General features: G+C 67.7%; 15 protein-coding genes. 5 read left to right on the top strand and 10 right to left on the bottom strand.

Going from position 1 to position 23,181, the window contains the following annotated elements:
* Positions 1-13: 13 nt before the first annotated feature.
* The 6 genes from DB354_RS17570 to DB354_RS17545 all read right to left on the bottom strand — a co-directional run bounded on the left by DB354_RS17570 (position 14) and on the right by DB354_RS17545 (position 7,150).
* Entirely contained in the window at positions 14-1,585 is a 1,572-nt protein-coding gene (locus tag DB354_RS17570; RefSeq protein ID WP_107836935.1) for a TolC family protein, read from the bottom strand.
* Positions 1,586-1,737: 152 nt separating this feature from the next.
* On the bottom strand, positions 1,738-2,457 hold the full coding sequence (locus DB354_RS17565; RefSeq protein ID WP_107836934.1) for a polysaccharide deacetylase family protein: 720 nt from the start codon (positions 2,455-2,457) through the stop codon (positions 1,738-1,740).
* 15 nt (positions 2,458-2,472) lie between these two features.
* Positions 2,473-4,185, bottom strand: coding sequence for an FAD-binding oxidoreductase (locus tag DB354_RS17560; RefSeq protein ID WP_158277592.1), 1,713 nt, complete (start codon positions 4,183-4,185; stop codon positions 2,473-2,475).
* A gap of 13 nt (positions 4,186-4,198) precedes the next feature.
* Positions 4,199-4,822, bottom strand: a complete 624-nt coding sequence (locus tag DB354_RS17555; protein WP_107836932.1) for an HAD-IB family hydrolase — start codon at positions 4,820-4,822, stop codon at positions 4,199-4,201.
* Complete coding sequence (locus tag DB354_RS17550; protein WP_107836931.1) at positions 4,819-5,730, bottom strand: 1-acyl-sn-glycerol-3-phosphate acyltransferase; 912 nt, start codon at positions 5,728-5,730, stop codon at positions 4,819-4,821. The genes DB354_RS17555 and DB354_RS17550 overlap by 4 nt, the downstream gene beginning before the upstream one ends.
* Positions 5,731-5,827: 97 nt before the next feature.
* Positions 5,828-7,150, bottom strand: coding sequence for a thioester reductase domain-containing protein (locus DB354_RS17545; protein ID WP_107836930.1), 1,323 nt, complete (start codon positions 7,148-7,150; stop codon positions 5,828-5,830).
* Positions 7,151-7,329: 179 nt separating this feature from the next.
* On the opposite strand from DB354_RS17545, the gene DB354_RS17540 reads away from it, so the two are divergent.
* The 3 genes from DB354_RS17540 to DB354_RS17530 all read left to right on the top strand — a co-directional run bounded on the left by DB354_RS17540 (position 7,330) and on the right by DB354_RS17530 (position 11,472).
* On the top strand, positions 7,330-8,988 hold the full coding sequence (locus DB354_RS17540; protein ID WP_158277590.1) for a cyclic peptide export ABC transporter: 1,659 nt from the start codon (positions 7,330-7,332) through the stop codon (positions 8,986-8,988).
* A 64-nt stretch (positions 8,989-9,052) separates the two neighbouring features.
* The gene (locus tag DB354_RS17535; protein ID WP_107836928.1) at positions 9,053-9,856 is read left to right on the top strand and encodes a polyprenol monophosphomannose synthase; all 804 of its coding nucleotides are present in this window, start codon (positions 9,053-9,055) and stop codon (positions 9,854-9,856) included.
* Between the two features lie 134 nt (positions 9,857-9,990).
* Entirely contained in the window at positions 9,991-11,472 is a 1,482-nt protein-coding gene (locus DB354_RS17530; protein ID WP_107836927.1) for a polysaccharide lyase, read from the top strand.
* A 27-nt stretch (positions 11,473-11,499) separates the two neighbouring features.
* Here DB354_RS17530 and DB354_RS17525 read toward each other — a convergent pair whose 3' ends face one another.
* From DB354_RS17525 to DB354_RS17515, 3 genes are all read right to left on the bottom strand, one after another.
* On the bottom strand, positions 11,500-12,324 hold the full coding sequence (locus DB354_RS17525; RefSeq protein ID WP_146180309.1) for a GDSL-type esterase/lipase family protein: 825 nt from the start codon (positions 12,322-12,324) through the stop codon (positions 11,500-11,502).
* 25 nt (positions 12,325-12,349) lie between these two features.
* Positions 12,350-13,489 carry a LacI family DNA-binding transcriptional regulator gene (locus DB354_RS17520; protein ID WP_107836925.1) on the bottom strand — a complete coding sequence of 380 codons (1,140 nt, stop codon included), beginning with the start codon at positions 13,487-13,489 and terminating at the stop codon, positions 12,350-12,352.
* Between the two features lie 98 nt (positions 13,490-13,587).
* Positions 13,588-15,234 (bottom strand): DUF5597 domain-containing protein, encoded by a 1,647-nt coding sequence (locus DB354_RS17515; protein WP_107836924.1) that lies wholly within the window; start codon positions 15,232-15,234, stop codon positions 13,588-13,590.
* Between the two features lie 211 nt (positions 15,235-15,445).
* Between DB354_RS17515 and DB354_RS17510 the strand changes: the two genes are divergently transcribed.
* Both DB354_RS17510 and DB354_RS17505 read left to right on the top strand, forming a co-directional pair.
* Positions 15,446-18,586, top strand: coding sequence for an ATP-binding protein (locus tag DB354_RS17510; RefSeq protein WP_107836923.1), 3,141 nt, complete (start codon positions 15,446-15,448; stop codon positions 18,584-18,586).
* The gene (locus DB354_RS17505) at positions 18,564-19,202 is read left to right on the top strand and encodes a response regulator transcription factor (RefSeq protein WP_107836922.1); all 639 of its coding nucleotides are present in this window, start codon (positions 18,564-18,566) and stop codon (positions 19,200-19,202) included. Before DB354_RS17510 ends, DB354_RS17505 begins: the two co-directional genes overlap by 23 nt.
* A gap of 183 nt (positions 19,203-19,385) precedes the next feature.
* On the opposite strand, the gene DB354_RS17500 is transcribed toward DB354_RS17505, so the two are convergent.
* Positions 19,386-23,141 (bottom strand): TonB-dependent receptor plug domain-containing protein, encoded by a 3,756-nt coding sequence (locus DB354_RS17500; protein WP_107836921.1) that lies wholly within the window; start codon positions 23,139-23,141, stop codon positions 19,386-19,388.
* Positions 23,142-23,181 lie beyond the last annotated feature (40 nt).

Genomic DNA, 23,181 nt, shown 5'->3' with positions numbered 1-23,181 from the left:
GGCGGGAATGGAATCAGCGGGTGAAGGGGACCTGGGTGAGATTCTGAACCTCGATCACGGCGTCGCGTTGGGTGGTGTTCGAAAGGGTGCCGGTGAGCAGTCGGAGCTGCGCGAGCGTCACCGCATACTTGCGCTGGGTCTCGTTGCGCGCGCGCCGCGCGCTGGCGTAGCGATCCTCCATGTCGATGACGTCGGTGAGGGACGACTCGCCCGCCCGCATCTTCTCGCCGGTCTGCGCGAGCGCGCTGCGGTAGGTGTCCACCGCGGCGGTGCTCATGGCGTTCTGGGCAATCGAGGTGCGCAGGGTTTCCAGGGCGACGAGCACGTTGGCGGCGATGCCGTTGGCGGACTGTTCACTTTCCAACCGGATCTGCTCGACCTTCGCGCGCTGACTGAGGAGGGCGCCGCGGGCGACGTTGTTGGGCAGCGGCCATTCGAGTGTGACCGCACTCAGCACGTTCACGCCGGTGAGATCATTGGAGACCGCGTAGGCGGGACGGAACCGATCGGTGCGGCGGTCGTAGCCGGTGTAGCCGAGCGTCAGCTCCAGGTCGAAGCGCGGCTTCACGTTGCTGCGCGCCTGCTCGAGCAGCGCCTGTTCCGCAGCGAGATTGAGGCCGGCGGCACGGTAGTCGCCGCGACGCTCCAGCGCCTCGGCCACGTATTTCTCGCCCAGCGCCGGCGGAATCGACGTCACGTCGATGACGGCCGGGAACTCCCCGGCGACTTCGGGCGGAGTCGACAGCTGCGTGCGGCCAAAACCGATGGCGAGGGCCAGCGATTGCCGCGCCTCGAAGTAGGTGAGCTCACCCTGCTGCTCATCGGCCCGCTTGCTGGCGACCAGCGCGCGCGCCTGGTCGAGCGTGCCGGAATCAATCTCTCCACCCTGGGCGTAAAGCTCGACGGTCGCGAAGATCTGCTCCGCGCGCTTGGTGCCGTCGCGCAGGATCTCGAGGTCGCGCCGCGCCGCGAGACAGTTCCAATAGCTCGCCGTCGTCTGGTAAACCAACTGCTCGACCTGATAGCGCGCGTACTGCTCCTGCGCGCCGAGGGCGGACCGCGCCGCGCGCTCCTGCGCCGTCGTGGCGCGATGGCCGAACCCACGCAGCAGCGGCAACGCAAATTTCAGCGCGAGCTGGGAGTAGCTGACGGGAGCGAGGGTCGAAACGTTGTCGCTGGCGTCGACGACCGCCAGATGCGGCGTCACCGTCAGGCCGGCGCGAAACTGCTTCGCGAGCCCAACCGTATAGGTATTGGTGTCCTCGCGCTTCACCGCGAGATACGGCGGCGGCGTGCCCGTCGGTGTGCGCGCGATTTCCTTCGAGAAGCTGCTGCCGAACACCCAGTCAAATTGACCGGACGCCGATTGCAGCACGCCCCGCTGGCGCGTGACCTGTTGGCGGCTCACCTCCACGCCGAGTTGTTTCGAGAGCGTCGCGGCAAGCGCTTCGCTCAGCGAGAGTCCGCCGCCCGCGGGGGCGACGGGTTCCGCGGCGGGGGCCGTCATCGCGAGGAGTCCCGCCACCAGTATCGTCACGATACGACCGACCAATCCTCCCTGTGCCGGAGTGCAGGCGTTTTTCATGCGTCAGAGTTGAGCGAGGCTGGATCGCTGCTGGAGCCGAGAGACAATCGCCGGCGAGTCCGAGGGTCAACAGGCTTTCCTCCAAGTATTAGCAAATCCGGCCGCGACCAGTAATCGCCACGCGATGGCGACCATGGTCGTCACCCGGATCACTACCCGCGAAAACTCAAAAACTGGCGCAACGGCGCGAAGTCGGCGCCCGCGGCCCGCAGGTCCAGCAACGCCGAACGCCAGCACGCCAGCGCCGGAACGCCCGTGCGAAAACGACAGTCCCAACGCAGCGAGGAACGGCGGAAATCGACCGCCTCCCAGGGATGAACGAACAGCACGACGGGGGGCCGCAGCCGCGCGAGCCACGGCGCCCGGATCCAACGCGGCAGGCGCAGCACGGACGAAGTCATCGACGCCGGCACCCGCACGAGGCCGGCGGGCACCGGCCCGGCGCGGTGATTGGCCCCCGACTTGTAGCGGGCGAGCGACGAATCAAGCCGCAGCCCGTGGCACACCAGCAGCGGCAGGAAGGTGACGGGGAAGCGGAGGTACGGCGCGCGAAAACTCTCCACCGGCCCGAAAGCCCGGAGCGTCGCCAGCGCGGCGCCCAACTCCGCCTCGGCGGCCGCCTGGTCCAGCGTGGTGAAGTCGCGATGCTGGTCGCCGTGGCAGCCGAGTTCGTGCCCTTCCGCGACCAGCCGCTCGATCACGCGGGGAAAACGCCGCGCCATCTCGCCGGTGGTGAAGAACGTCGCCTTGAGCTCCAGTTCGCCGAGCAGGTCCAGCAGACGCGGCATCCCCGTCTCCATGCCCCGACAGGTGTCGAGGTACGGCGGGCAGTCCTGCTCGACGTCGACACTGAAGGCCGCGGGAAAGTGCATGCGCCAGTCCCTCGCCTAGGGCTGCGGAACGGAGTCGGTGCCCGCCGCGCGGCCCGGCCAACGTCGGGTCATGAGCGAATCGGGTTCGGGCACGAGTCGGCCGGGGTTGCAGACGCCGGCGGGGTCGAAGGTGCGCTTGAGGTCGCGGAACGCCTTCAGGCCGAGCGGGCCGACATGCTGCCCGAGCCAGGGGAGGTGCTCGTAGCCGATGGAGTGATGGTGGGAGAGCGCGGCGCCCGAGGAGAGCACCAGGTCCATCGCGCGCCCTTTCACGCGCAGGTACTGCCCGAGCGGGTCGCGTTCGTCCTGCCGCGCGCCGAACGTGAAATAGAGACACACACCCTCGGCGTACATGTGCGACAGGTGACACCCCACGTAACCTGCGCAGTCCGGCGCCTGCACCTCCTCACGCAGCCCGCGATGAATCCGGTCGTACGTGGGCAGCACATCCTTCCAGAGCACGGCCGTCTCGGTGACGTCGCACATGCCACCGTGGCCCATGACGAGGTCGCGCAGGTACGGGTAATCGTACTTGCGGGCATACCACGCGTTGCCCGCGCCCGCCCCGCCGTCGAAACCGTTGAACTCGCGCAACAGCCGGAGCGCGGCCCGACGCTTGCGCGCCAGTTCGTCCGCCGGGAGTTCCCAGCCCAGGATCATGACGCAGGTCTGGTCGAGATCGTAGCCGCGCACGCGCCGCAGGTAGGCCATGGCGGCCCGGGTGGCCAGGTGGCTGAGCCCCTTTGACGGTGGCTTCAACACCATGCCGAACTGCGTCTCCTGCGCGTTCGAGAGTCGCATGGTCGTGGGCGCGAGTCCGAGTTCCCAAATCCGGCGCGCGTAGCCGACGCCCGCCTCGAACGTGGGGAAAAGAAAACCGCGGTACTCGCGCGGCCGCAGGCGCGCCACGCGCATCGTCGCCGAGGTGATGATGCCAAGCGCGCCCTCGGAACCAACGATGAGCTGCTTGAGATCGGGACCGGCGGCCGCCCGCGGCACGGCCCGTGTCACGAGCGTGCCCGAGGGCGTGGCAACCGTCAGGCCCACCACCATGTCCTCGATCTTGCCGCGGGCGTCGGACTGCATGCCCGCCGAGCGGGTCGCGATCCAGCCGCCGAGCGTGGAGAACTCAAACGAGTCGGGGAAGTGGCCGAGCGTGAAACCGCGCCGGTTCAGCGCATCCTCGAGCTCCGGCCCGAGCATCCCGGCGCCGAGCGTCGCGACGCCCGAAGCTTCATCCAGCGCGAGCATCTGGTTCAACCGCCGGAGGCTGACGGTGACGATCGGCTCGGCGATGGTCGGGCTCGCCTCGACGCCGCCGACGATGTTGGTGCCGCCGCCGAAAGGAATGACGCGCACGCCCTGCGCCCCCGCCCAGGCCAGAAGCCGCTCGACCTCGGCGTGAGTGCCCGGGAACACCACCGCATCGGGCGCGCGCTCCACCTGGCCAAGCCGCGCGCGCAGGAGATCGCGGTAACTCTTCCCGTAGCAGTGCAGCAGGCGCGTGCCGTGATCGACGGCCACGTGATCGACGCCGACGCAGGCTCCGAGCTCGCGGATCGACGCCGCGGAAAGCCGCGACTCCGGCAACCGGATCGTGGCGGGATCGACGCACGGGCGCGCCATCTCGGGCGTGAGCCCGATCACGCGGTGGGCAAACGGCCAGAGCTTGGGCAGCCGCGACGTGTCGGTCGCCTTCTCGGGGACGCCCCAACCGGTGAAGGTCATCATTTGCATGGTATCAACGGCGCGGCTGCCAGTGCTGGAAGGAGCCGCCCTGCCGGATGAACGGCTGGTCGGCGGCGCTCAGCAACGCAAAATCCGTCGGCCGGTCGCCGTACGCATGGAGCTCATACGCGGCCCGCGGGCCGAGCAACTGCAGGAGCCGGTCGCGCTTGTGCTCCGCATCACAGCTGGGCTCGAGCATCTCGCCCGTGAGCCGGCCGGCGGCGTCGACCGCGAGGCGCGTCGCCAGCACATCCTGGATGCCCAGGCTCGCGGCCCAGGGGCGAAGATACAGTTCGTACGCCGAGCTCACGATGACACAGCGGTCTCCGCGGTCGAGATGGGCCCGCAGGCGGGCGACCGCCGCCGGGAAAAGGTCGCGCGGAAAGGTCGTGCGCCAGAACACCTCCGCGGCCGCCGCCACCGCCGCGGCCTCCCGGCCCGTGAAAACCGTCCGGTTGATGCAGGCGAGACTGCGCTCGGGCTGCAGCCGGCAGCCGTACGCGGCCATCTGCGGCCAGCGCCGCGCCACGAACCACGCGTACGCCCCGGGCCCGAGCACGTGCTGGAAGAACCGCAGTCCGCTCACCCCGCGGCAAAGCGTGCCGTCGAAGTCGAATGCCGCGACGACGGGCTTCATGCGCGAGGGCCGCTGCGGAGCGAGAGCATCGCCGCGCGCACGCGGGCGGCGAACCCCTCCTCCCCAGCCCGCGCGCGCAGCGCCGGGCCGAAACTGACGCTGATCCGGCCGCCGCGCGGCCAAGTGGCGCCCTTGGGCAGCGCCGCGTACGCGCCCTCGATCCAGCACGGCACGACCGGGAGATCGAGCCGGCTCGCGAGAAACTCGAGCCCCTCGCGGAACGGCTGCAACTCCCCGGTGGGCGAGCGCGTGCCCTCGGGGAAAAACACCACCGGCCGCCCCGTCGCCCGACAGGCCGCGACCTGCCGCAGGTTCTCCCGGGCCGCCGCCACGTCGCCGCCGCGCGCCCACCAGACGACCGACACCGCTCCGACACACCAACCGGCGCGGCGGTAGAAATAGTCCTTGGCCACCGCGAAAACCATGCGGTTGCCGTCCGGCCGCGCGGCGGCCAGCAGGGCCAGTCCGTCGAGGTGGCTCGAGTGATTGGCGCAAACCAGGCACGGCGCACGCAGGTTGAGATGCTCGCGCCCCTGGACGCGCACGCGATAGCGCCACCGCACCGCGGTCACCAGCAGCGCCATCGGCCAGGCCCGCCAGTCGGGCCGCCGCACGACCGGGAGCGGCTCGCGCAGCCAGCTTTGGAGTGGATCGGCCGGCACCGCGGGCGACGCGGCCCGCTGCTCGTCGATCAGCGCCGCCAGCTCGGTCACGCCGCGCAACCCCGCCACCCTGCCCTCCGGCAACTCCACGCCGAAGGTGGATTCCACCTCGAGCAGGAGCTCGAGCTTGCTGATCGAATCGAGCCGGGCAAAAGCCGCCGGATCGCCCGTCGCAACCACCCGCCCTGCCCGCGACGCCGCGAGCACGTTCTGAAGCCTGGCGAGCGTTGGCGCGGGGCTGGTCATGAGCGAGAAGGGTCGGCCCGCGATATGCCAGAGGCGCGACCGGACGTCGAGACGACGCACCGGCGGACCCGCGGCGGCGGTGGCGCGGAAGCCGGCCTCAAGCCGGGATCCCTCCGGTCGGCAACGGCGGACGTGAGCCCGTGCCATGGCGCTCGGGCGCGGTGAACTCCTCCGGGCGAGGCAGCCACCCGCGCCGCACAAAGTAGCGCAGGTATAGGGCGAAAAGCGCTGCGGTCATCCGCGGCGGCACAAGCCCCGCCGGCGCCAGCCAAGCCTGCGTCTCCGTCGAATCGAAAACCGGCCGGCCCGGGCGGATGAAGATCTCGGGCACGGGCCGCGAAAAGCGCGGCGGCGCCTTCGTGTAGAAGCGCACCAGCGGTCGCATCGCGTTGCCGGGCCGGCGGCCAAAATCCGGCAGCCGGCGCTTCCACTCCAGATAGGGAATGAACCCGACCGGGTAACCCGCGGCCCGCAGCGCGGCCCCGATGTCGCTCCATCGCATCGGCTCCGGGCTCTTGAGGTGGAACGTGCGGTTCGCGGCGGCCGGCTGGCGGGCGAGGTGCACGATCGCGCGGCAGAGCGCATCGACCGGCACCATTTCGATCTCGGAGTCACCGATCGGCCACCAGCCGCCCTGGATCGATCCGAGCACCATCTTCACGACCAGGTTGTCGTCGGCCACGACGCCGGACTGCGAGTGCCCCATGATGAACGGCGGCCGATACATCGTCACGGGCAGGCCGCGGCGGCGCGCCTGCAGGACCAGTTGCTCGCAAACCCATTTGGTCTGCGTGTAACCGGTAACGCTGCCGGCGCAGTGCGCGGGCACATCCGACTCGCGCACCACCTGGCCCCAGGAGGCATCGGAGTCGAAAACCCCGCTGCTCGAGACGAAGTGCAGCGCCTTCGCCCGACCATGCATCGCGAACCCGAGGATCTCGTGCAGGCCCGCGACGTTGGTGGGGCTGAGCTGGGCATAGCTCTGGTAAAAGTTCATCACCGCCGCCCCATGGAAAACCACGTCGACCTCCTCCGTCCACAGCGAGTAAGCGGCGGCGTCCCAACCGAGCCGCGGTTTGGTCAGGTCGCCGGGGACTGACTCGATCCGGGCCCAGTCATCCGGCGCCAATGCGACCTCAAGCCGCGCCAGGTTGTCCTGAAGACGCGACCGCGCCTCATCCGGGTTCTGCGCGCGCGCCACGCAAAGAATCCTCGCGCGGGTCTGCCGGAGCAGCTCCTGCAACAGGTGCGCTCCCACGAACCCGGTGGCGCCGGTCAGGAGGACCACCTTCGCGGCATCAAGCGGCACGGGCATTCCCGCCGGCGGCGTCAGGACGGGGTCCAGCTGCCGGTCAGCGGCCATCAATGCCTCTGCCGGGTCCGGACTTTCGGTGGCCGATCCGAGCTTAACGGAGTCCATACGAGAAATTTAGGCGTCTTATCGGACCCGCCTTCCCCGGGCGCAAGAGCGAAGCCAACACCGCCCTGGCCGCCCTCGCGAGAAGGGCGAACTTCATGGTCCTCTTACGCTTCGAAGCCCGACCTGACGGACGAAGGGATGGACGGACCCGCGTGACACCCCTACGCTGCACCGGCCTGATGAAACGTATCCTGCTCGTTTGCAGCGTCCTGAACATCCTCCTCCGGAAGTACCGGCTGCAGGTCGTGCTGTCGGTGATTGCGAGCATCACCGCCGGCCTCTGTTCCTCGGGCGTTCTGGCGTTGATCAATCTCCGGCTGAAGGGCGTGGATTCCTTCCTCGATGTGGCCGTGCCGCTCCTGTTTGCGGCGCTGGTCGTGGTGTACCTTGTGACCAGTTTCCTCGCGGAGTACCTGCACATCCAGATCGCGGAGCATGAGCTGGCGAACCTGCGGTTTCAGCTCAGCAAGCAGATTCTCGACCTGCCCCTGCGGAACCTGGAGACGATTGGCAGCAGCAACCTTTTTGCCTCCCTCACCAGCGACCTGGACCGGATCATCCTGATCATCTTCAAGATTCCCAGCTTCATCCTGAACCTCTCCACGGTGATCGGCTGCGGCGTGTACATCGCGGTGATTTCACCCGCCGTCGCGGCGGTGTCGCTGGTGTATCTCGCCATCTGCTATTGCGCGTTCGTCCTGCCGTTCCGCCTCTCCGAAAAGTACGTCGCCCGGGCGCGGGAACGCTGGGATGCGCTCTGCCGGTCATTCCACGCCGTGACCCACGGCGCGAAGGAACTGCTGATGCACGACCAGCGGCGGACGACCTTCCTCAACGATCGGATCAAGCAGACGTGCGACAACATCCGCAGCGACCGGATCAAGGGCCGCGCGATCCAGAACTTCTGCTATCACTGGGGCGACTGCCTCTACTTCATCGGCCTCGGTTCGCTGCTGTTCCTCGTCGCCCCCTATCTCGAACTCCGGGACAAGAACCTCACCAGCATCATCTGGGGCCTCCTGTACATGGTCCTGCCGCTCCACTTCCTGATCGATTGGGGCCCGGACTTTCAGAACATCGCGATCGCGATCAACAAGCTGAAGTCGATCGGATTCAGCTTCGCCTACGACCGCGCACCGACGCCCTCGCCCACCGGCGTCACGCCGCTGGTCCACACCTCGGACCAGCCGCTGCTGGAGCTCTCGAAGATCCGGTTCACCTACTACAATCGCGACGAGAACGAGACCTTCTCCGTCGGCCCGATTTCGCTGACGATTGCCCGCAACAGCGTCGTCTTCCTCACCGGGGGCAACGGCAGCGGCAAGACGACGCTGATGAAGATCCTGTGCGGGCTGTACCCGGCGGAGAGCGGCGAGCTGCGGTGGAACGGCGAGCTGATCGACGAGCCGAAGCGCGGACTGTACCGCCAGATGTTCTCCGTCGTGTTCTCGGACTTCTACCTCTTCGACGAGGCGTTCGGCTTGGACGTGTCGCCATACCAGGCGCGGGTCGATCACTACATTGCGCGCCTGCAACTGCAGAAGAAGCTGACGGTGCAGGAGAGCCGGCTTTCCACCACGGACCTGTCGCAGGGCCAGCGAAAGCGGATCGCGCTGCTCATCGCGTTCCTCGAGGACCGTCCGTTCTACGTGTTCGACGAATGGGCGGCGGACCAGGACCCGGTGTTCAAACGCATCTTCTACCACGAAATTCTGCCGGACCTGAAGGAGCAGGGCAAAACCGTCCTCGTGATCTCGCACGACGACGCGTACTACGGTGTCGCCGACCGCGTCATCAAGCTCGAGGACGGTCACCTAAAGGAGACACCAGCCGCGTAAACCGTTGCCTCGCGGCAGTCTCTCAATTCTGCTCGCCCCGCGCGCCGCCCGCGCCGCCTTGGCCATGTCGCTCCCCTGCCCTTCGCTTCCCTCCAGCCGTCCGCTGCTCGTGATGCCGACCTACAACGAGGTCGAATCGCTGCCCGGCGTCCTGGCCCGCGTGCTGGCCCTCCCTGGCGGGCTGCATGTGCTCGTGGTGGACGACGCCTCCCCCGACGGCACGGCGGCGCTGGTGCGCACGCACCTGGAGTTCGGGCAGCGGGTCTTCCTGCTGTCGCGCCACGCCAAGCTGGGGCTCGGCTCCGCGTACCTCGATGGCTTCGAATGGGCGCTGCGCCGCGACTACACCGCGGCGCTCGAGATGGACGCCGATCTTTCGCACGATCCCGATGACGTCCCGCGGCTGCTGGCGACCCTCGACGCCGGCGCGGACCTGGCGATCGGCTCGCGCTATCTCCAAGGCATCAGCGTCGTGCACTGGCCGCTGCGCCGCCTCCTGTTGAGCCTCGGCGCGGGCGTCTACACGCGCTTCTTCACCGGCCTGCGGCTTTCGGACCCGACCAGCGGTTTCAAGGCGATCCGGCGGGAGGCACTCGGCGTGCTCGTGGCGGCGGGTGTGCATTCGGAAGGTTACGGGTTCCAGATCGAGCTGCACTTCCGGGCCCAGCGGGCGGGACTCACCTTGCGGGAGGTGCCGATCGTCTTCACGGAGCGGCGAGACGGCCGGTCAAAGCTTTCGCTCGCGATCACGTTCGAGGCGCTCGGTCTGGTACCCCGCCTCGGGCTGCAGCGGATGTTCGGACGCGCCCGCCCGCGCGCCGCGGCGGCCGATGCGAAATCCACGCCGGGAACTCGAATCCCGGCCTGACGACCTACTCAAGGAAACCGTTCGTGAGGGCCGACAGGTTCGCGAGGTCCGTCGCGTTCTGCAGCTCGGCCCTAACGGTCACGTGACTCCGCCGGCAACGTTGCCGCCGCCACCACGTCCCGCCGCACCCAAGCATGAAACCGACCGCCGCCATCGCCCTCCTCTTCGCCTCTTCGTTGTTGGCGCAGCCCACCGCCTCGTCGCCCGGTGAGATGCCGCCGCATCCGCCGCGCATGCCCATGACGATCCCGGCCTTCCCCGGTGCCTGGGGTGGCGGCATGTTCACCACCGGTGGTCGCGGCGGGAGCGTCATCGCCATAACCAACCTGAATGATGCCGGTCCCGGCAGTCTTCGCGCCGCGATCGAGGCGGAAGGACCACGGATCGTCGTCTTCCGCGTCGCGGGCACGATCGAACTGAAGTCGGACCTGAACCTCGATCATCCCGACATCACCATCGCGGGCCAGTCCGCCCCGGGCGACGGCATCTGCCTCGCGCACCAGTCGCTGAACATCAACACGCGGAACGTCATCCTCCGCCACCTGCGCGTGCGCCGCGGCCGGCCCCAGGGCGGCCAGGGTTCCGACAACATCGGCGGCAACCCCGAGGGGCAGATCATCCTCGACCACTGTTCCGTCAGCTGGGGCATGGACGAAAACGTTTCCCTCTACCGCTACATGAAGCCGATGCCCGACGGCACGCGGATCAAAATGCCGATTCAGAATCTCACGATCCAATGGTGCATCTCGAGCGAGGCGCTCAATGCCGGACATCACGCCTTCGGCGGCACCTGGGGCGGCGAGCACGCGACGTTTCACCACAATCTCTTCGCCTGTAACACCGCGCGAAATCCGTCGATCGGGATGTCCGGCACCTTCGACTTTCGCAACAACGTCCTGTTCAACTGGGGTCACCGCACGATCGACGGCGGGGACGAGACGTCCTGTGTCAACCTGATCAACAACTACTATCGTCCGGGCCCGGCGAGTCGCGGCGAGGTGGAGACGCGGCTGGCCCGGATCGAAGCCCGGGGAATGTATTCACCCGGCAGCGCGTGGGCCGCGGGCGATTGGTACCCGAAGACCGCCAAGCGACCGGGCAAATGGTATGTCGCGGGCAACGTCCTTGACGGGCACCCCGAGGTCACCGCCAACAACTGGGCCGGCATGCGCGGTCCGGTCGAACCGGCGCGCGTCGCCACCCCCTTCGTGGGCTGGCCGCTCCCGCAGGAAACCGCCGAACAGGCGCTCGACTCCGTCCTCGCCCGCGCCGGCGCCACGCGACCGCGCCGCGATGCGGTGGATGCGCGCGTCATCGCGAGCGTGCGCACCGGCAAGGTGCATGGCTCGGGCATCATCAACGACCCGGACGAAGTCGGCGGCTTCCCAGCGCTCACGTTCTCTCCCGCCGATGTCCCGACTGATGGCGACGCCGACGGCATGCCGGACGCCTGGGAAAAGCAGCATGGCCTCGACCCGGCAGATGCGGCGGACGGCGCGGCGGATGCCGATGGCGACGGCTACACCAACGTTGAGGAGTTTCTCAACGGCACCGGCCCGCGCGAGGCCGTCGATTACCGAAACCTCGGCAACAACATCGATCGGATCAGCGGCTGAGCGCGGCCACGGCCCCGGCCGCGACCGCTACGGCGTCATGGAAACCGCACGGCCGTTTGCATCCACGATCGGTTCGCCGGTGGGCGGCGGAGCACAGTCCTCCTTGCCGCGGGGGCCGAGCAGCTCCGTGAGCAGCGGGCGAAGTCCTTCCGCCCAGACCTCGTATCCCTTCACCGTGGGATGGAGCTGATCCATCGTCATGCCCGGGAAGAGCCGACCCTGCTCGTCGGCGAGCCGGTCATTGACATTGAGAAAGCGGATGGTGCGACCGTCGGCGAAGGCGGCGAGCTTGGGATTGATGGCACGAATGGCGGCATTGGCGGCCTCGCTGTCGTTACGCGGGAAGATGGCGGTGAGGATGATGACGGCATGCGGCGCCTTGCGGCGGCACACATCGATGATCGCCTTGATGCCGCGGGGCACCTCGTCGACGGCGCCGGGCGGCGGATGCAGGCCCAGGTTGTTGGTCCCGGCGAGGAGCACGATCACCCGCGGGTTGACCCCGTCGAGTTCGCCGTGCTCGACGCGCCAGAGGATATTCTCGGTCGAGTCGCCGCCCCAGCCGAAGTTGCCGGCATTCCAGCCATGGAAGTTGGCCTGCCAGTGGGCGAGCATCGCCGGGTAGTCGGTCGCTCCCCAGCGCCGCGTGATGGAGTCACCCAGGAAGTAAAGGTCGATCCGGCCGGCATGGGCTTTGGCGAGCAATTGCTCGTGCGCGAGGCGGAACTTTTCCCCGGGACGAGGCGCCGGCTGATCCGCCGGCACGGCGGCCGCGAGGAGCGGCAGCCCCAGCGCACAGCCAAACAGGATCCCGAAGCGGACACGCCGGGCGAGAGGCGGGAAGATCGGCATGGCGAAGAACGGAGTCACTCGGAGGTTAGGCGCTGGCCAGGATCGGCCCGTTGAAGCTCGTGGCGGCCACTTCGCCGGCCCAGCCGAACTCGTGGCGCCGCATCGGCAGCGTCGCGCCCGGCGTCCACCGCCCCTCGACGAGCGTGGTGGTCGGGACCGGCGGCAGGCCGGTCAGGTTCTGATGCATCTGCGCCACCAGGAGCTCGGTGGCGACCTCGCCGACGCGCTCGCAGTTTTCGCAGATGCCGGCGACCCCATGCTCGGTGCCCTCCAGGAACAGGTCGACGTAGCCGACGTCGCGCGGCACGTTCAGCTTGAGGCGCGTCAGTTGCTCACGCACGAAGGGCGCGATGCTGATGATGACCTCCGGCTCATGCCGGTTATACCACGCGGCGAGCGCCGCGATATCCACCGCCGGGCCCGTCCGGTCGGGCGTTTCGTCCGGCATGCGGCCGCGTTCGCCGTACAGGAGAATGGGAATGCGGCTCTCCTCCGGGAGCCGGTATTGCTCCGCCAGGAAACCGGCGGACCACGCCTGGTCGGCGGCATCATCCCACAGGGTAGGCATCACGAGCCCGATGCGTTCGTAGCCGGCCGCCAGCGCCTGCTTCATCGCCAGCCGGATCACGCCGCTCCGGTCGTACATGACGCGGTGGAGGCCCGGCGAATGCGGGAAACAGCCAATCTTGATCGCGGTGAAGTGCGACCAGTCCATCTCCCCGAGCGCATCGCATTCCGGACGGTGCGAAGCCAGGATCACGCCGGTGATCCCGCGGTGAAAGAGCATGTTGCTCAGCCGCCGGGGCGTCACGTCGGGCTCACCACACCAGAAGTGTTCCAACTGGAAGCCGCTTTGCTCCGCCTTGCGCTGGGCGCCAGCGTAGAACTTTGCGTCGGCCGGTGCGCTCTGCCACCCCCAGCGGGATGTCGCATTGGTGACATAGGCGATGGTGCCATGACAGCGGGCCGGCATGCGCCCGTTGCGATAAGCGACGAGCGCCTGCAGCGCAGGATCGGGATGATAGCCCATCTCTTCGGCGATCGCCTGGATGCGCGCGCGGGTGGCCTCCGGGATCGCCGGAGAATTACGCAGCGCCAGGGACACGGTGGTGTTGTGCACCCCCGCGGCGCGCGCGATGTCGGTCTGGGTAACACGCGTCTTCATGGGGCAAGGGGATGGCTCGGAGCGAAGCGGAGCAGCGCTTCGGGCGAGCGAGGGTTCGTGGTCGGCGCCAGGGGTAGATTGCTCACGGCGGGAAGGGGTCAGTAGCGGTACAGTTTCACGCGCTGGATCGAGAACCGCCCTGGCTCGAGGCGGATATGCCGGCCCTGGTGCGTCTGGTCGCCGCCGAGCCAGAGCACATTCTGCCACGTGCCATCGACGTAGCGGCCCTCTTCCGCGCTCAGGATGCCGGCGGTCATGCCGGGTTCCTTCGTCGCGAACGTCACGATGATCGAGGTACCGGCGAAGATGAACTCATCGGGCCCCACGGCGATCACGAGGCCGCCCGAGGGCGGGATCGGCCCCGTCGGCCCGCCGGTCGGCACGATGAAACCGTCGGCCAGAGCCGGCGGCGTGCCGCGCTCGAAGGTGACGTTGAGGACGTACGATCCGAAGGTCACCTCCTGCGGCTGCCGCTGCTCCGGTCCCTCCGACAGGAGCCCAGCCATGGCGCCCTTGCCCTGATAGGCGAGAATGACGGGTTCCAGCTGCGCGATGAGGCCGAAGCTCGCCTTGAGAGTGTCGGCCGCGGGCTGGCCGACGGAATCGATGCCGAAAGGCGAGAAGCCCATGGCGTCGTGCGCGCCATAGGCGTAGAGCGCGTTCACCGCAGCCTCCGGGCTGCGCATTGCCTCCGGGATGAAGAGCGGATTGCCGGCCTGCCTGTAGCGGCGCGCCCAATCCATGAAGCCCTGCATGTAGATGTCGGGCGAAAGGAAATCGATGCTCGGGGCCGCGGCGCGCCACACGTCGAAGAGGTGCGGCAGCGGACCGGCGCTGGGGTACTGCCCGGGCTGGTGTCCCGGACGGATCAGCGCGGCGTTCACAAACATCGGCAGCGTGTAGGCCTGCTTGCCGGCCACCGCCACGGCGTCAGTGAAACGCGCGAAATGCCAGGCCATGAAGATTTCCTCGGCGGCGGCGCTGGCGCCAAACACTTCCGTCCAGGTGCCCGCGCGCTTCGCCCCCGCGCCCTGCCAGACCGCCTTCACCGGCGCCGCGAGGTGCTCGAGATTGGCGGCGAGGTAATCCATCAGCTCCGTCGGCACGGCCCGCGCGAAGGCCGCATTGGCCGCGGCGCAATGGTCGCGCGCCGTCGGGATCATCCCGATCTCATTCTCGACCTGGATCATGATCACCGTGTGCTGCGTGCCGTCCACCTGGCGCAGATGCTGCATGAGCTGCGCGAACGCCCGGGCATCGACCTTCAGGTTCTCCTCCGAGAACGGCGTGAGAATCTCCTGCCGGTCGCCACGCAGGTCCTCGGCCCGCGGGAAGCGTTTGACGTCCTTTTTGACCCAGGCCGGGGCGTAGCAGGACATGCTGTTCTTCCACGAGCCGAACCACAGCAGCACGAGCCGCATGCGGTGCTCGCGCGCTTGCGCCAGCACCTGGTCGACGGTCGCGAAATCGAAGCGCCCCTCCTCGGGTTCGATCAGGTCCCAGTAAACGGGGACGAGGAGCGTGTTGAGGTTCATGGCCTCGTAGCGGGACCAAGTGGGCGCCAGGAACGCCGGATTCGTGGCCGAGGAGTTGTTGATCTCGCCGCCGCGGATCAGGAATGGGTGGCCGTCAACAATGAGCTGGGTGGCCGTCCCCTGGGCGCGCAAATGAGGCGGCGGGGTGTCCGCGCGCGCCGCCAATGCGGGAGCGAGGAGCAGACAAAGGAGCACGGTCAGGTTCTTCATGGGCCCGGGGATTGGGGAACCGACGGCAGGGGCGGCCGCGGCGGGGTTGGCGCCGTAAATGACGGCGCCGCGACGGTCGCCATGCAAACGCCCATTGGTACAGGCGGGCCTATCACCTAGGTAATAGGCCTCCGGATGCGCGCCCTGCACCGCCGGAGCCGGGTTCGGACTTTACGCCGTCCGGGGCGGCGCGCACCCTTCCGGCCTCACCATGCCCCGGGGTTACCTCAACGCGTTCGCGCGCGACTGGTCCAGCCGCCGGCGGGAAGCCGGCCGCGCCCTCCCCTCGTCCCGGCGATCCACCCCGCTTCGCGCCTTGGCCGCGGCGCTGCTCGTGGCGTCGGCGCTGGCCGCCGCCCCCACGCCGGCCCCGATTCGCGGCCTGCCGCTGACCCGCTTCTACCCGTTCGAGGAAATCGGCAACGTCTCCCGCGGCGCCAAGCTGGGGTTCGACGGCTTCGGCCGCCTCGCGGTGATCCACCAGGGCACGTATGCGGTGTTGAATGACGCGACGTGGGTCGACCTGGCGGAGCCCGCCCCCGCCGGCATCGCCATGCTGAACGTGGTCACGGGACCCGACGGGCGCTCGTACTACGGCGCCCTCGGCTCCTGGGGCGTGATGGAGCCGACGCGCCGGGCGACCCTCCGCCCGCGGCCGCTGGTGCCGGCGCACTACCCCCGCTGGGTGCTCGCCACGAACTTCTCCGACATCGTCTCGACGCGCAGCGGCGTGTACTTCGCCGGCTGGAACGGCGTCGTCCACCTCGACCCCGCGACTGGCGTCCACGCGTTCATCGAGGTCCCGGGCATCACCAAGATGTTCGCGCTCGGCGAGCAGGTGTACGTCTCCTCCCAGAACCACGAGATCCAGCACCTCGACCTCGCGACGCAGACCGCGCGGGGCGTGCCCGGGACGCGGCTCGACGGCGTGAGCATCGATCACGCGGTCGAATTCGATGACGGGCGGGTCCTGTTCTCCACCTTCGACGGCCGGATCTCGGTGTTCGACGGCACGACCATGACGCCATGGGCGACCCAGCTGGTGAACGGCGACGGCGAGCGGGTGTCCGCCCTGTGCCGTCTCGAAGACGGCGGCGTGGCCATCGCGATCAACGGGCGCGGGCTCTACCTGACCACCCCCGACGGCGAGATCACCACGTCGCTGACCAGTCCCGAGTATCATCGTATCACCGATCTGGCGACGCATGAGGCCGGGGTGCTCTGGATCGCGAGCGAGGGCGGCGTGGAGAAGCTGCTCTACGGCACCGCCGTCAGCCTCTTCGGCCAGCGCGTCGGCCTGCCCATCAGCTGGCCGCAGGTCGTGCAATGGAACGACCGGGTCATGGTCGCCTCCTCCGGCCGGCTCTACGAGGCGATCCCCGGCCCCCCGGGCGGCGCGAGTCGCTTCCAGGCCACGCGCAACCAGCCGGCGGCCGGCGCGTGGGCGATCGCGGCCCAGGGCCCGCACCTGCTGATCGGCAACGCCCGCGGCGTGTTCGCCGTGGAGAGCGACGGCCGCTTCACCCCGATCATCACCCCCATGGAGGTCGCAAGGCTCGTCATGGTAGAGCCCGACCTCTGCTATGCCATCGGCATGGTTGAGATCGCCGTGCTGCGTCGGGTGGACGGGCGCTGGACGGAATCGGGCCCCCGCCTGCCGGGCGTCGGGTACCCCTCGGTCGTCCACCGCGCCGGCACTTCGATCTGGATCGAGCTCGGCCCGAACCGCGTCGCGCGCCTGTCGCTGCACGACGGCCGGCCGCGCGCCCAGGTGATCGAACAGTTCCCCTGGGCGGACCCGCGGTGGATCAATATCGGCGTCGTCGGCCGCATCGTCGTGTTGAGCGCCCCGCCGATCGGGCGGGTGTATTTCAACGAGGACACGGAGGCGATCTGCGACGCCCCGCCGGAACTCGAGCGGCTGCTCGAGCAGGCGCCGCACTGGATCGCCCGCCTGCAAGCCGACGACAACGGCACCTTGTGGGCCTCGCACGAACGCGGGCTCTTCACCATCACGCGCGAAGGCGAGCGCTACCGTTTTGACACGACTTCGTTCGACATCGTCAACGACCGCATCCCGTTCGTGCAGCTCCTGCCCGAAGGTGAGGTTTGGATTTCGAGCGGGCAGTCGCTGTACCACGTCGACCGCCGCACCGGCCCCGACACCCGCCGCGCGTTCCGGCCGGTGCTGACCACCGTGGTCGGGGGCCGAAGTCACCGCGAACTCGCCCGCGGACCGGGCTCATTCCAGGGGCTGCGCTCCCTACCCTACGCCGAGAATAGCCTCAGCTTTCGTTTCTTCGCCGGCTCGTACGCCTCCCGGCGGCCGCCGGTGTACGAATACCGCCTGAACCAGGCCGACGACAACTGGACCCCGCTCAGCAACGGCTCCGTGCTCAACTTCCCGGAGCTGCGGGAGGGTCGCTACCACCTCGACGTGCGGTTGACCGACAACCACGGGCCGATGGGCGCGCCGATTGCCTTCGATTTCACGATCCTTCCGCCGTGGTACCGGACCTGGTACGCCTATGCGCTTTACGCGCTCGGCGCGACGATCGCCGTGCTCGCGCTCGTCCGCTGGTCGATCCGGCGCACGCACGCCCGCAACATCGTCCTCGAGCGACTGGTCCAGCACCGCACTGACGAACTCCGCGCGGCCATGCAGAAGCTCAACGAGGAGACCCGCAACGCCGCCACCCTGGCCGAACGCGGCCGGCTCGCCGGCGAGATCCACGACAGCCTGCAGCAGGGGCTCAGCGGTTTGATGCTGCAGCTGGATGCCACGCTGAAACTCCCGGGCCTGACGGCCGACGTCCGCTCCCGGTTGAGCGTGGCGCGCAACATGGTGTCGTTCACCCGCCACGAGGTGCAGCACGCGGTGTGGAACATGGAGTCACCGCTGCTGGAGGGCACCGAACTGGGCCAGGCGCTGCGGAAGCTGACGGAGCTCATCAATCCCGGCTCCGCCCAGGTGGAGGTCAGGGTCACCGGCGAACCGGTGCCTCTCACGCCGGCGACGAAGCACCACCTTCTGCGCATCGGCCAGGAGGCCATCACCAACGCCGTGCGCCACGCCGCCGCCAGCACGATCACGGTGCGGCTCGGCTACGAGCCGGGGCACGTGCAGTTGGTGATCGCGGACAACGGCCGCGGCTTCAACCCCGAGGAGGTTCTGCACCACGGGCTCGGGCATTTTGGCCTGCGCGGCCTCCAGGGCCGCTCCGGCAAGATCGGCGGCGACATCCGCATCCAGAGCCAGCCCGGTCAGGGCACCACCATCTCGGTCGTCGTGGCCTTCCCGTTCGCCGCTCCAACCGACCAACCCGCTCATGCAACCAGCGAAGCCAGCTGAGAAGATCCGGATCCTCCTCGTCGACGACCACATCGTCATGCGCATGGGTCTCGTGACCGCGACCAGCGGCGAGCCCGACATGGAGGTGATCGGCGAAGCCGACGATGGCGTGCACGCCCTGGAGGCGTACCGGCGGCACCGGCCGGACGTGGTGGTGCTCGACCTGCGCATGCCGCGCATGAACGGCCTCGAGACCATCCGGGCACTGCGGGCCGAGTTTCCCGACGCGCGCGTGCTGATCTTCAGCAACTACGCGAGCGGCGACGAAGTGTTCCAGGCGCTGTCCGCCGGCGCCTCCGGCTTCGTGGTAAAGGAGATGGCGCTGGAGCGCCTGCTGGAGGCAATCCGGGCCGTCCATCACGGCGAGCACTACATCCCGCCGGAAATCTCGACGCGCATGAATGGGCGCGTCCTCTCCCAGCTTTCGCCCCGTGAACTCGAAGTACTGCGGCTCGTCGCGAAGGGACTCAGCAACAAGGAAATTGGCGCCGCGCTGCAGGTCGTGGAGGGCACCGTGAAGATCCACGTGAAAAGCATCCTCGCGAAGCTGGGCGTTTCCGACCGCACGCAGGCAATCCTGGCCGCGGTGAAACGCGGCATCATCCAGCTCGACTAGCCGAACGGCGCGGCGGCTCCGCGTCGCCCTCCGCAAAAAGACCGGCCGGTCGGGTGCGCACCCGGCCGGCCGGCCTGTTTGGCCCCGGCGGCGCTCAGCCGCCGGGCGAAGAAGCGAGCCCGGCCTCCCACCACAAACCTATCCGGAGGCCGGGCATTCCCCAAAGGGGCAGAACTCGTCAGGTCAGAACGAGAACGTATTGGTCAGGAACCATTCCTGCGTCGGCTTGACGCGGACCGAAGCCCAGGTCTTGCCGTCCGGCTCGATGGAGATCGGGATGAGACCGTCCTTCGCGAAGGCGTTGCGGACGTTCAGCTGGATCTTCCAGTTGACCTTGTCGGTGAGCTTGCGCTCGTAGCTGGCCCAGAGGTCGATGCCATCCTCCGACGGACCGTAGTACGGCTTGCTGAGATCGAAGTTGCCGTCCTCCTTGACGGGATAGCCGATGACCACCTTGTCCTGCCAGCGATAGGCACCACCCACGCCGACGCCCTTCAGGAAGCCGCGGCGGAACGAGTAGTTCGTGACGAAGTTGTAGCGGTACTCGCGGATTTCTGGCGCCGCGGTGCCTTCCTGCAGCTTCATGAGCACGTACTTCGAGCGCCACGGGGCGTAGACGTTGGGGCCGACCGCCGCACCGGCGCCACCCCACCGCGGAATTTTGCCGGCGGGGCTGAGCACGCCCGGCGCAGAATAGAGCTGCGTATCGAGGTAGTTGATGAACTCGGTCAGCGCGGCGCCGCCGACGTTATTGCGGGTCGCCTCGGTCTGCGAAGCGTTGAACGACACGCGCCAGTTCGGCAGCGGATTCGCGGTGAACTCGGCCTCATAGCCGGTCGACTCGGTGTCAGCCGTGACCGTGAAGCCCTGCGGCTGCGTCGACGCGTAGGAGTAGACCGTCAGCGGATCAGGCGCGTACTGCGTCGGATTGCTGAGGTAGGTCGAGCGGTCCACGAGGGCAGTATCAGGCCCGAGCGGGTTGAAGTTCCACGCCTTGAAGAAGCCGCGGCCGGCCAGCCATTTCTGGATGTTATTCCAGCCGGTGATCGAGGCGTTCATCTCCTTGAGCGCATCGGCCTCGCTGAGGTCCGGATACGCGTTGGTCCAGCGATTGCGGTACGAGTCCTGGCCGCGCGACGGGAAGTCGTACCCACCGAGCTGGTACAGGAACACATTGCGCCAATTGAGGCCGTTCGTGATGATCTGGCCGATCACGTAGGCGTCGCTGAGCCCGCTGCTGGCATTGGTGACGCGGGTCGTGTATTTCACGCCGCGGAAGGAATATTTGTTGTCCTTGGTGGAGAGCAGAACGCCGTACTCATAGGTCTTGCCCGACGGGTTCGCGATCGGAGTGCCATAGACATCGCGGCGTACGCTCGTGACCTGGAAGTTGCTCGACTCGTTGTACGAGAGGCTGACGTTGAAGGGCAGCGGATCGCGCGGGAGCACCTGGTTCAGGTGCAGCACGGCGCCACCGCTCGTGGAGTGGCCCTTGAGGATCTGGTTGGCCGGATACACATCCGGAAGCTTGTACACATCCGGCGACAGGTTGCGGATGCCGCGGTTGCCGGGCATCTGCTGCGCCGTGACGTCCTTCGTCTTCACCTGATCATAGCGCCAGCCGAGGGTGGCGACGAAGGCGTTGTTCCAGAAATAGCCCTGATAGGAACCGGAATAGGAGGTCGTCTGCCGCAGCGACTTCTGCGCGCCGGTGACGAGGCTCAGGTCCTGGCCGCGATTGTAGCGGACGAGGTTGTTTTGGAAATTGCTGTTCCAGCCCACCATGTTCGCGGGGTTCGACGCCTGCGTCAGCTGCGTGGTGCTCTCCGCATTGGGGAGACCGTTATACACGCGGTAGAGGGACTCCGGGACATTCCAGGGATCGGCGAAACCGACCGCCCAGTTCTGCCAGGTCGCATCCATCGCGTACACGCCGGTATCCGGCATCGTGATATTGGTGGTGATGCGCGGAATATTCGCGCCGGAGGCCGACGAACGGGTGTGGATCGGGCCGCCGAGGTAAACGAACGCCATCGGGGAGCGGTCACGGATATCGGAGGTACTGCCGTCGTTGCCGTTCCAGTAGCCGGCCCAGGCCTGACTGTTGGCGTACATCTGCCAAGTACGGGACTCGTTGAAGAATTTCTCATCGGACGCGACGCCGTTGAAGCGATGCTTGCCGAGCAGCTTCACGAGGAAGCTGTTGCTGAGGACGTCCGCCGCGCGGAATTCGGCGAACACCGAACCACGCATGTACTTGCGGTCGCTCGAGTAGCTGTTGCCGCCGTTGTTGTTGGCGCCGGTCACATACGGACGACCCAGGTTCTGGTTCTGCACGCTGGTCGTGCCATTGAGACCCTTGGTGTAGAAGTCCGAGAAGTTCTTCAGGATGTCGATCGTCAGCGTCGGGCTGCCGCCGAGGAACGCCTCACCGGCGCGGTAGTACTTCTGGCGGTCGTAGCTGAGCTGGACGCCGAGACGGTCATCGAACGCGGTCTGACTGAAGTCGATGTTGTAGGCGTCCCATTTCTCCATTTCCCACTTGGTCGGGCCGTCGATCAGGTTGTTGTAGAAATCGAAGACGGTCGGATCGAGCAGCGACTGGTTGCGGTACTGGCCGTACTGCGCGCCGGGCAGCACGCGACCCGTGGCGTTGGCGACGTTGGAGAGATTGCCCAGGCCGTAGAACATGCCGTTCTGGCGCTTGTTCGGAATGCCGTTCGAAACGCCGGTGAAGCCGCCGCTGCTGTTGCGGGCGAACGTGTTGATGTAGCCGCCGTCGACGCGGTAGAGCTGGTTGGTTCCGCCGTCGATCAGGTAGTACGGCTGCTGCTGGTTCGGGAAGTCACTCAGCCAGGGCAGATAGTTCGCCGAGCTCGACTGGACGAGGCCGCGGCCGTCACCTGCCACGACGTTGTCGGTCCGCCACACGTCGTACGGATTGTTGACGAGCGTCTTGGCCATGCCGCCGAACGGATTGTCGGCCGTCACGGCCACCGGACGCCACCACGGCGTCAGGCTGTCGTTGGGCGGGATGATGCGCGGGCGGTTCGCGTCAATGTCACCGTGCTCGTACTTCATCTTGATCGAAGTGCGGAGCGAGCGGTTCTTGAAGAGCTGCGGATCGAAACGCAGCGCGCCGTAGATGCGCTCGTCGTTTTCGAAGGCCGGCTTCTGCTGGAATTTCTCGTGGTCCCACAGCCCGTCGAGCCGGATGGCGAGGACGTTTTTGATCAACTGCTGGTTGATATCGATGTTGGTCCGGACGCTGCCGTAGGAGGCGACGCGGGCGTCGACCTGGCCGCGATTGCGAAACTCCGCGTTGCGCGTCGAGCCGTTGACGATACCGGCCGGGCTGCCGAGGCCGTAGAGGATCGAGTTCGGGCCGCGCAGGATGTCGATACGGTCCACGTTGAACGAATCCCACGGGATATCGGTGATGTAGAAGTCACGCGCGTTGTCGGCGGCGGCGAGGCCACGAACGCGTTGCGCACTGCCCGGAGACCGCAGGTTGCCGGTCTCGTCGACGCTCGTGCCGTTGCCCAAGCCGGCATACGTGCCGCGCGTGCCCGCGACTTCGGCGTTGGTGGTGTATTGGAGCAGCGTGGTGCTGTCGGTCGCGCCGATGTCCTGCAGAAACTCTTTGGTGATGACAGAGAGGGCGGCACCGACGTCGCGCAGGTTGGTGCGGATACGCGTGCCGGCGAGGGTCTCAGTCGCCTGGTAACCGGTATCCTTGGCGGCGGTCACTTCGAACGGAGTGAGCGTCATGATCTCGTCGTCCGCCGCCGCCTTCGTGGCAGGATTCGTCGGCGTCACATCCGCTCCCGTCGCCTGCATCGCGGGCTCGGGTGGTTTCGGTGCGGACTGCGCAAGTACCCACTGGCACGTGGCGGCCGCCACGAGCGCGAGTACGAAGGGTTTGCTATGGATCTTCATGTTGGGTTGGTGTCCGGGTTTTCGTGCGTGGCAGTCGCGG

It is taken from the genome of Opitutus sp. ER46 (assembly GCF_003054705.1).
Classification (GTDB): Bacteria; Verrucomicrobiota; Verrucomicrobiia; order Opitutales; family Opitutaceae; genus ER46.
The sequence above is the reverse complement of the archived record's forward strand: the minus strand, read 5'-3'. Positions and strand labels throughout refer to the sequence as shown.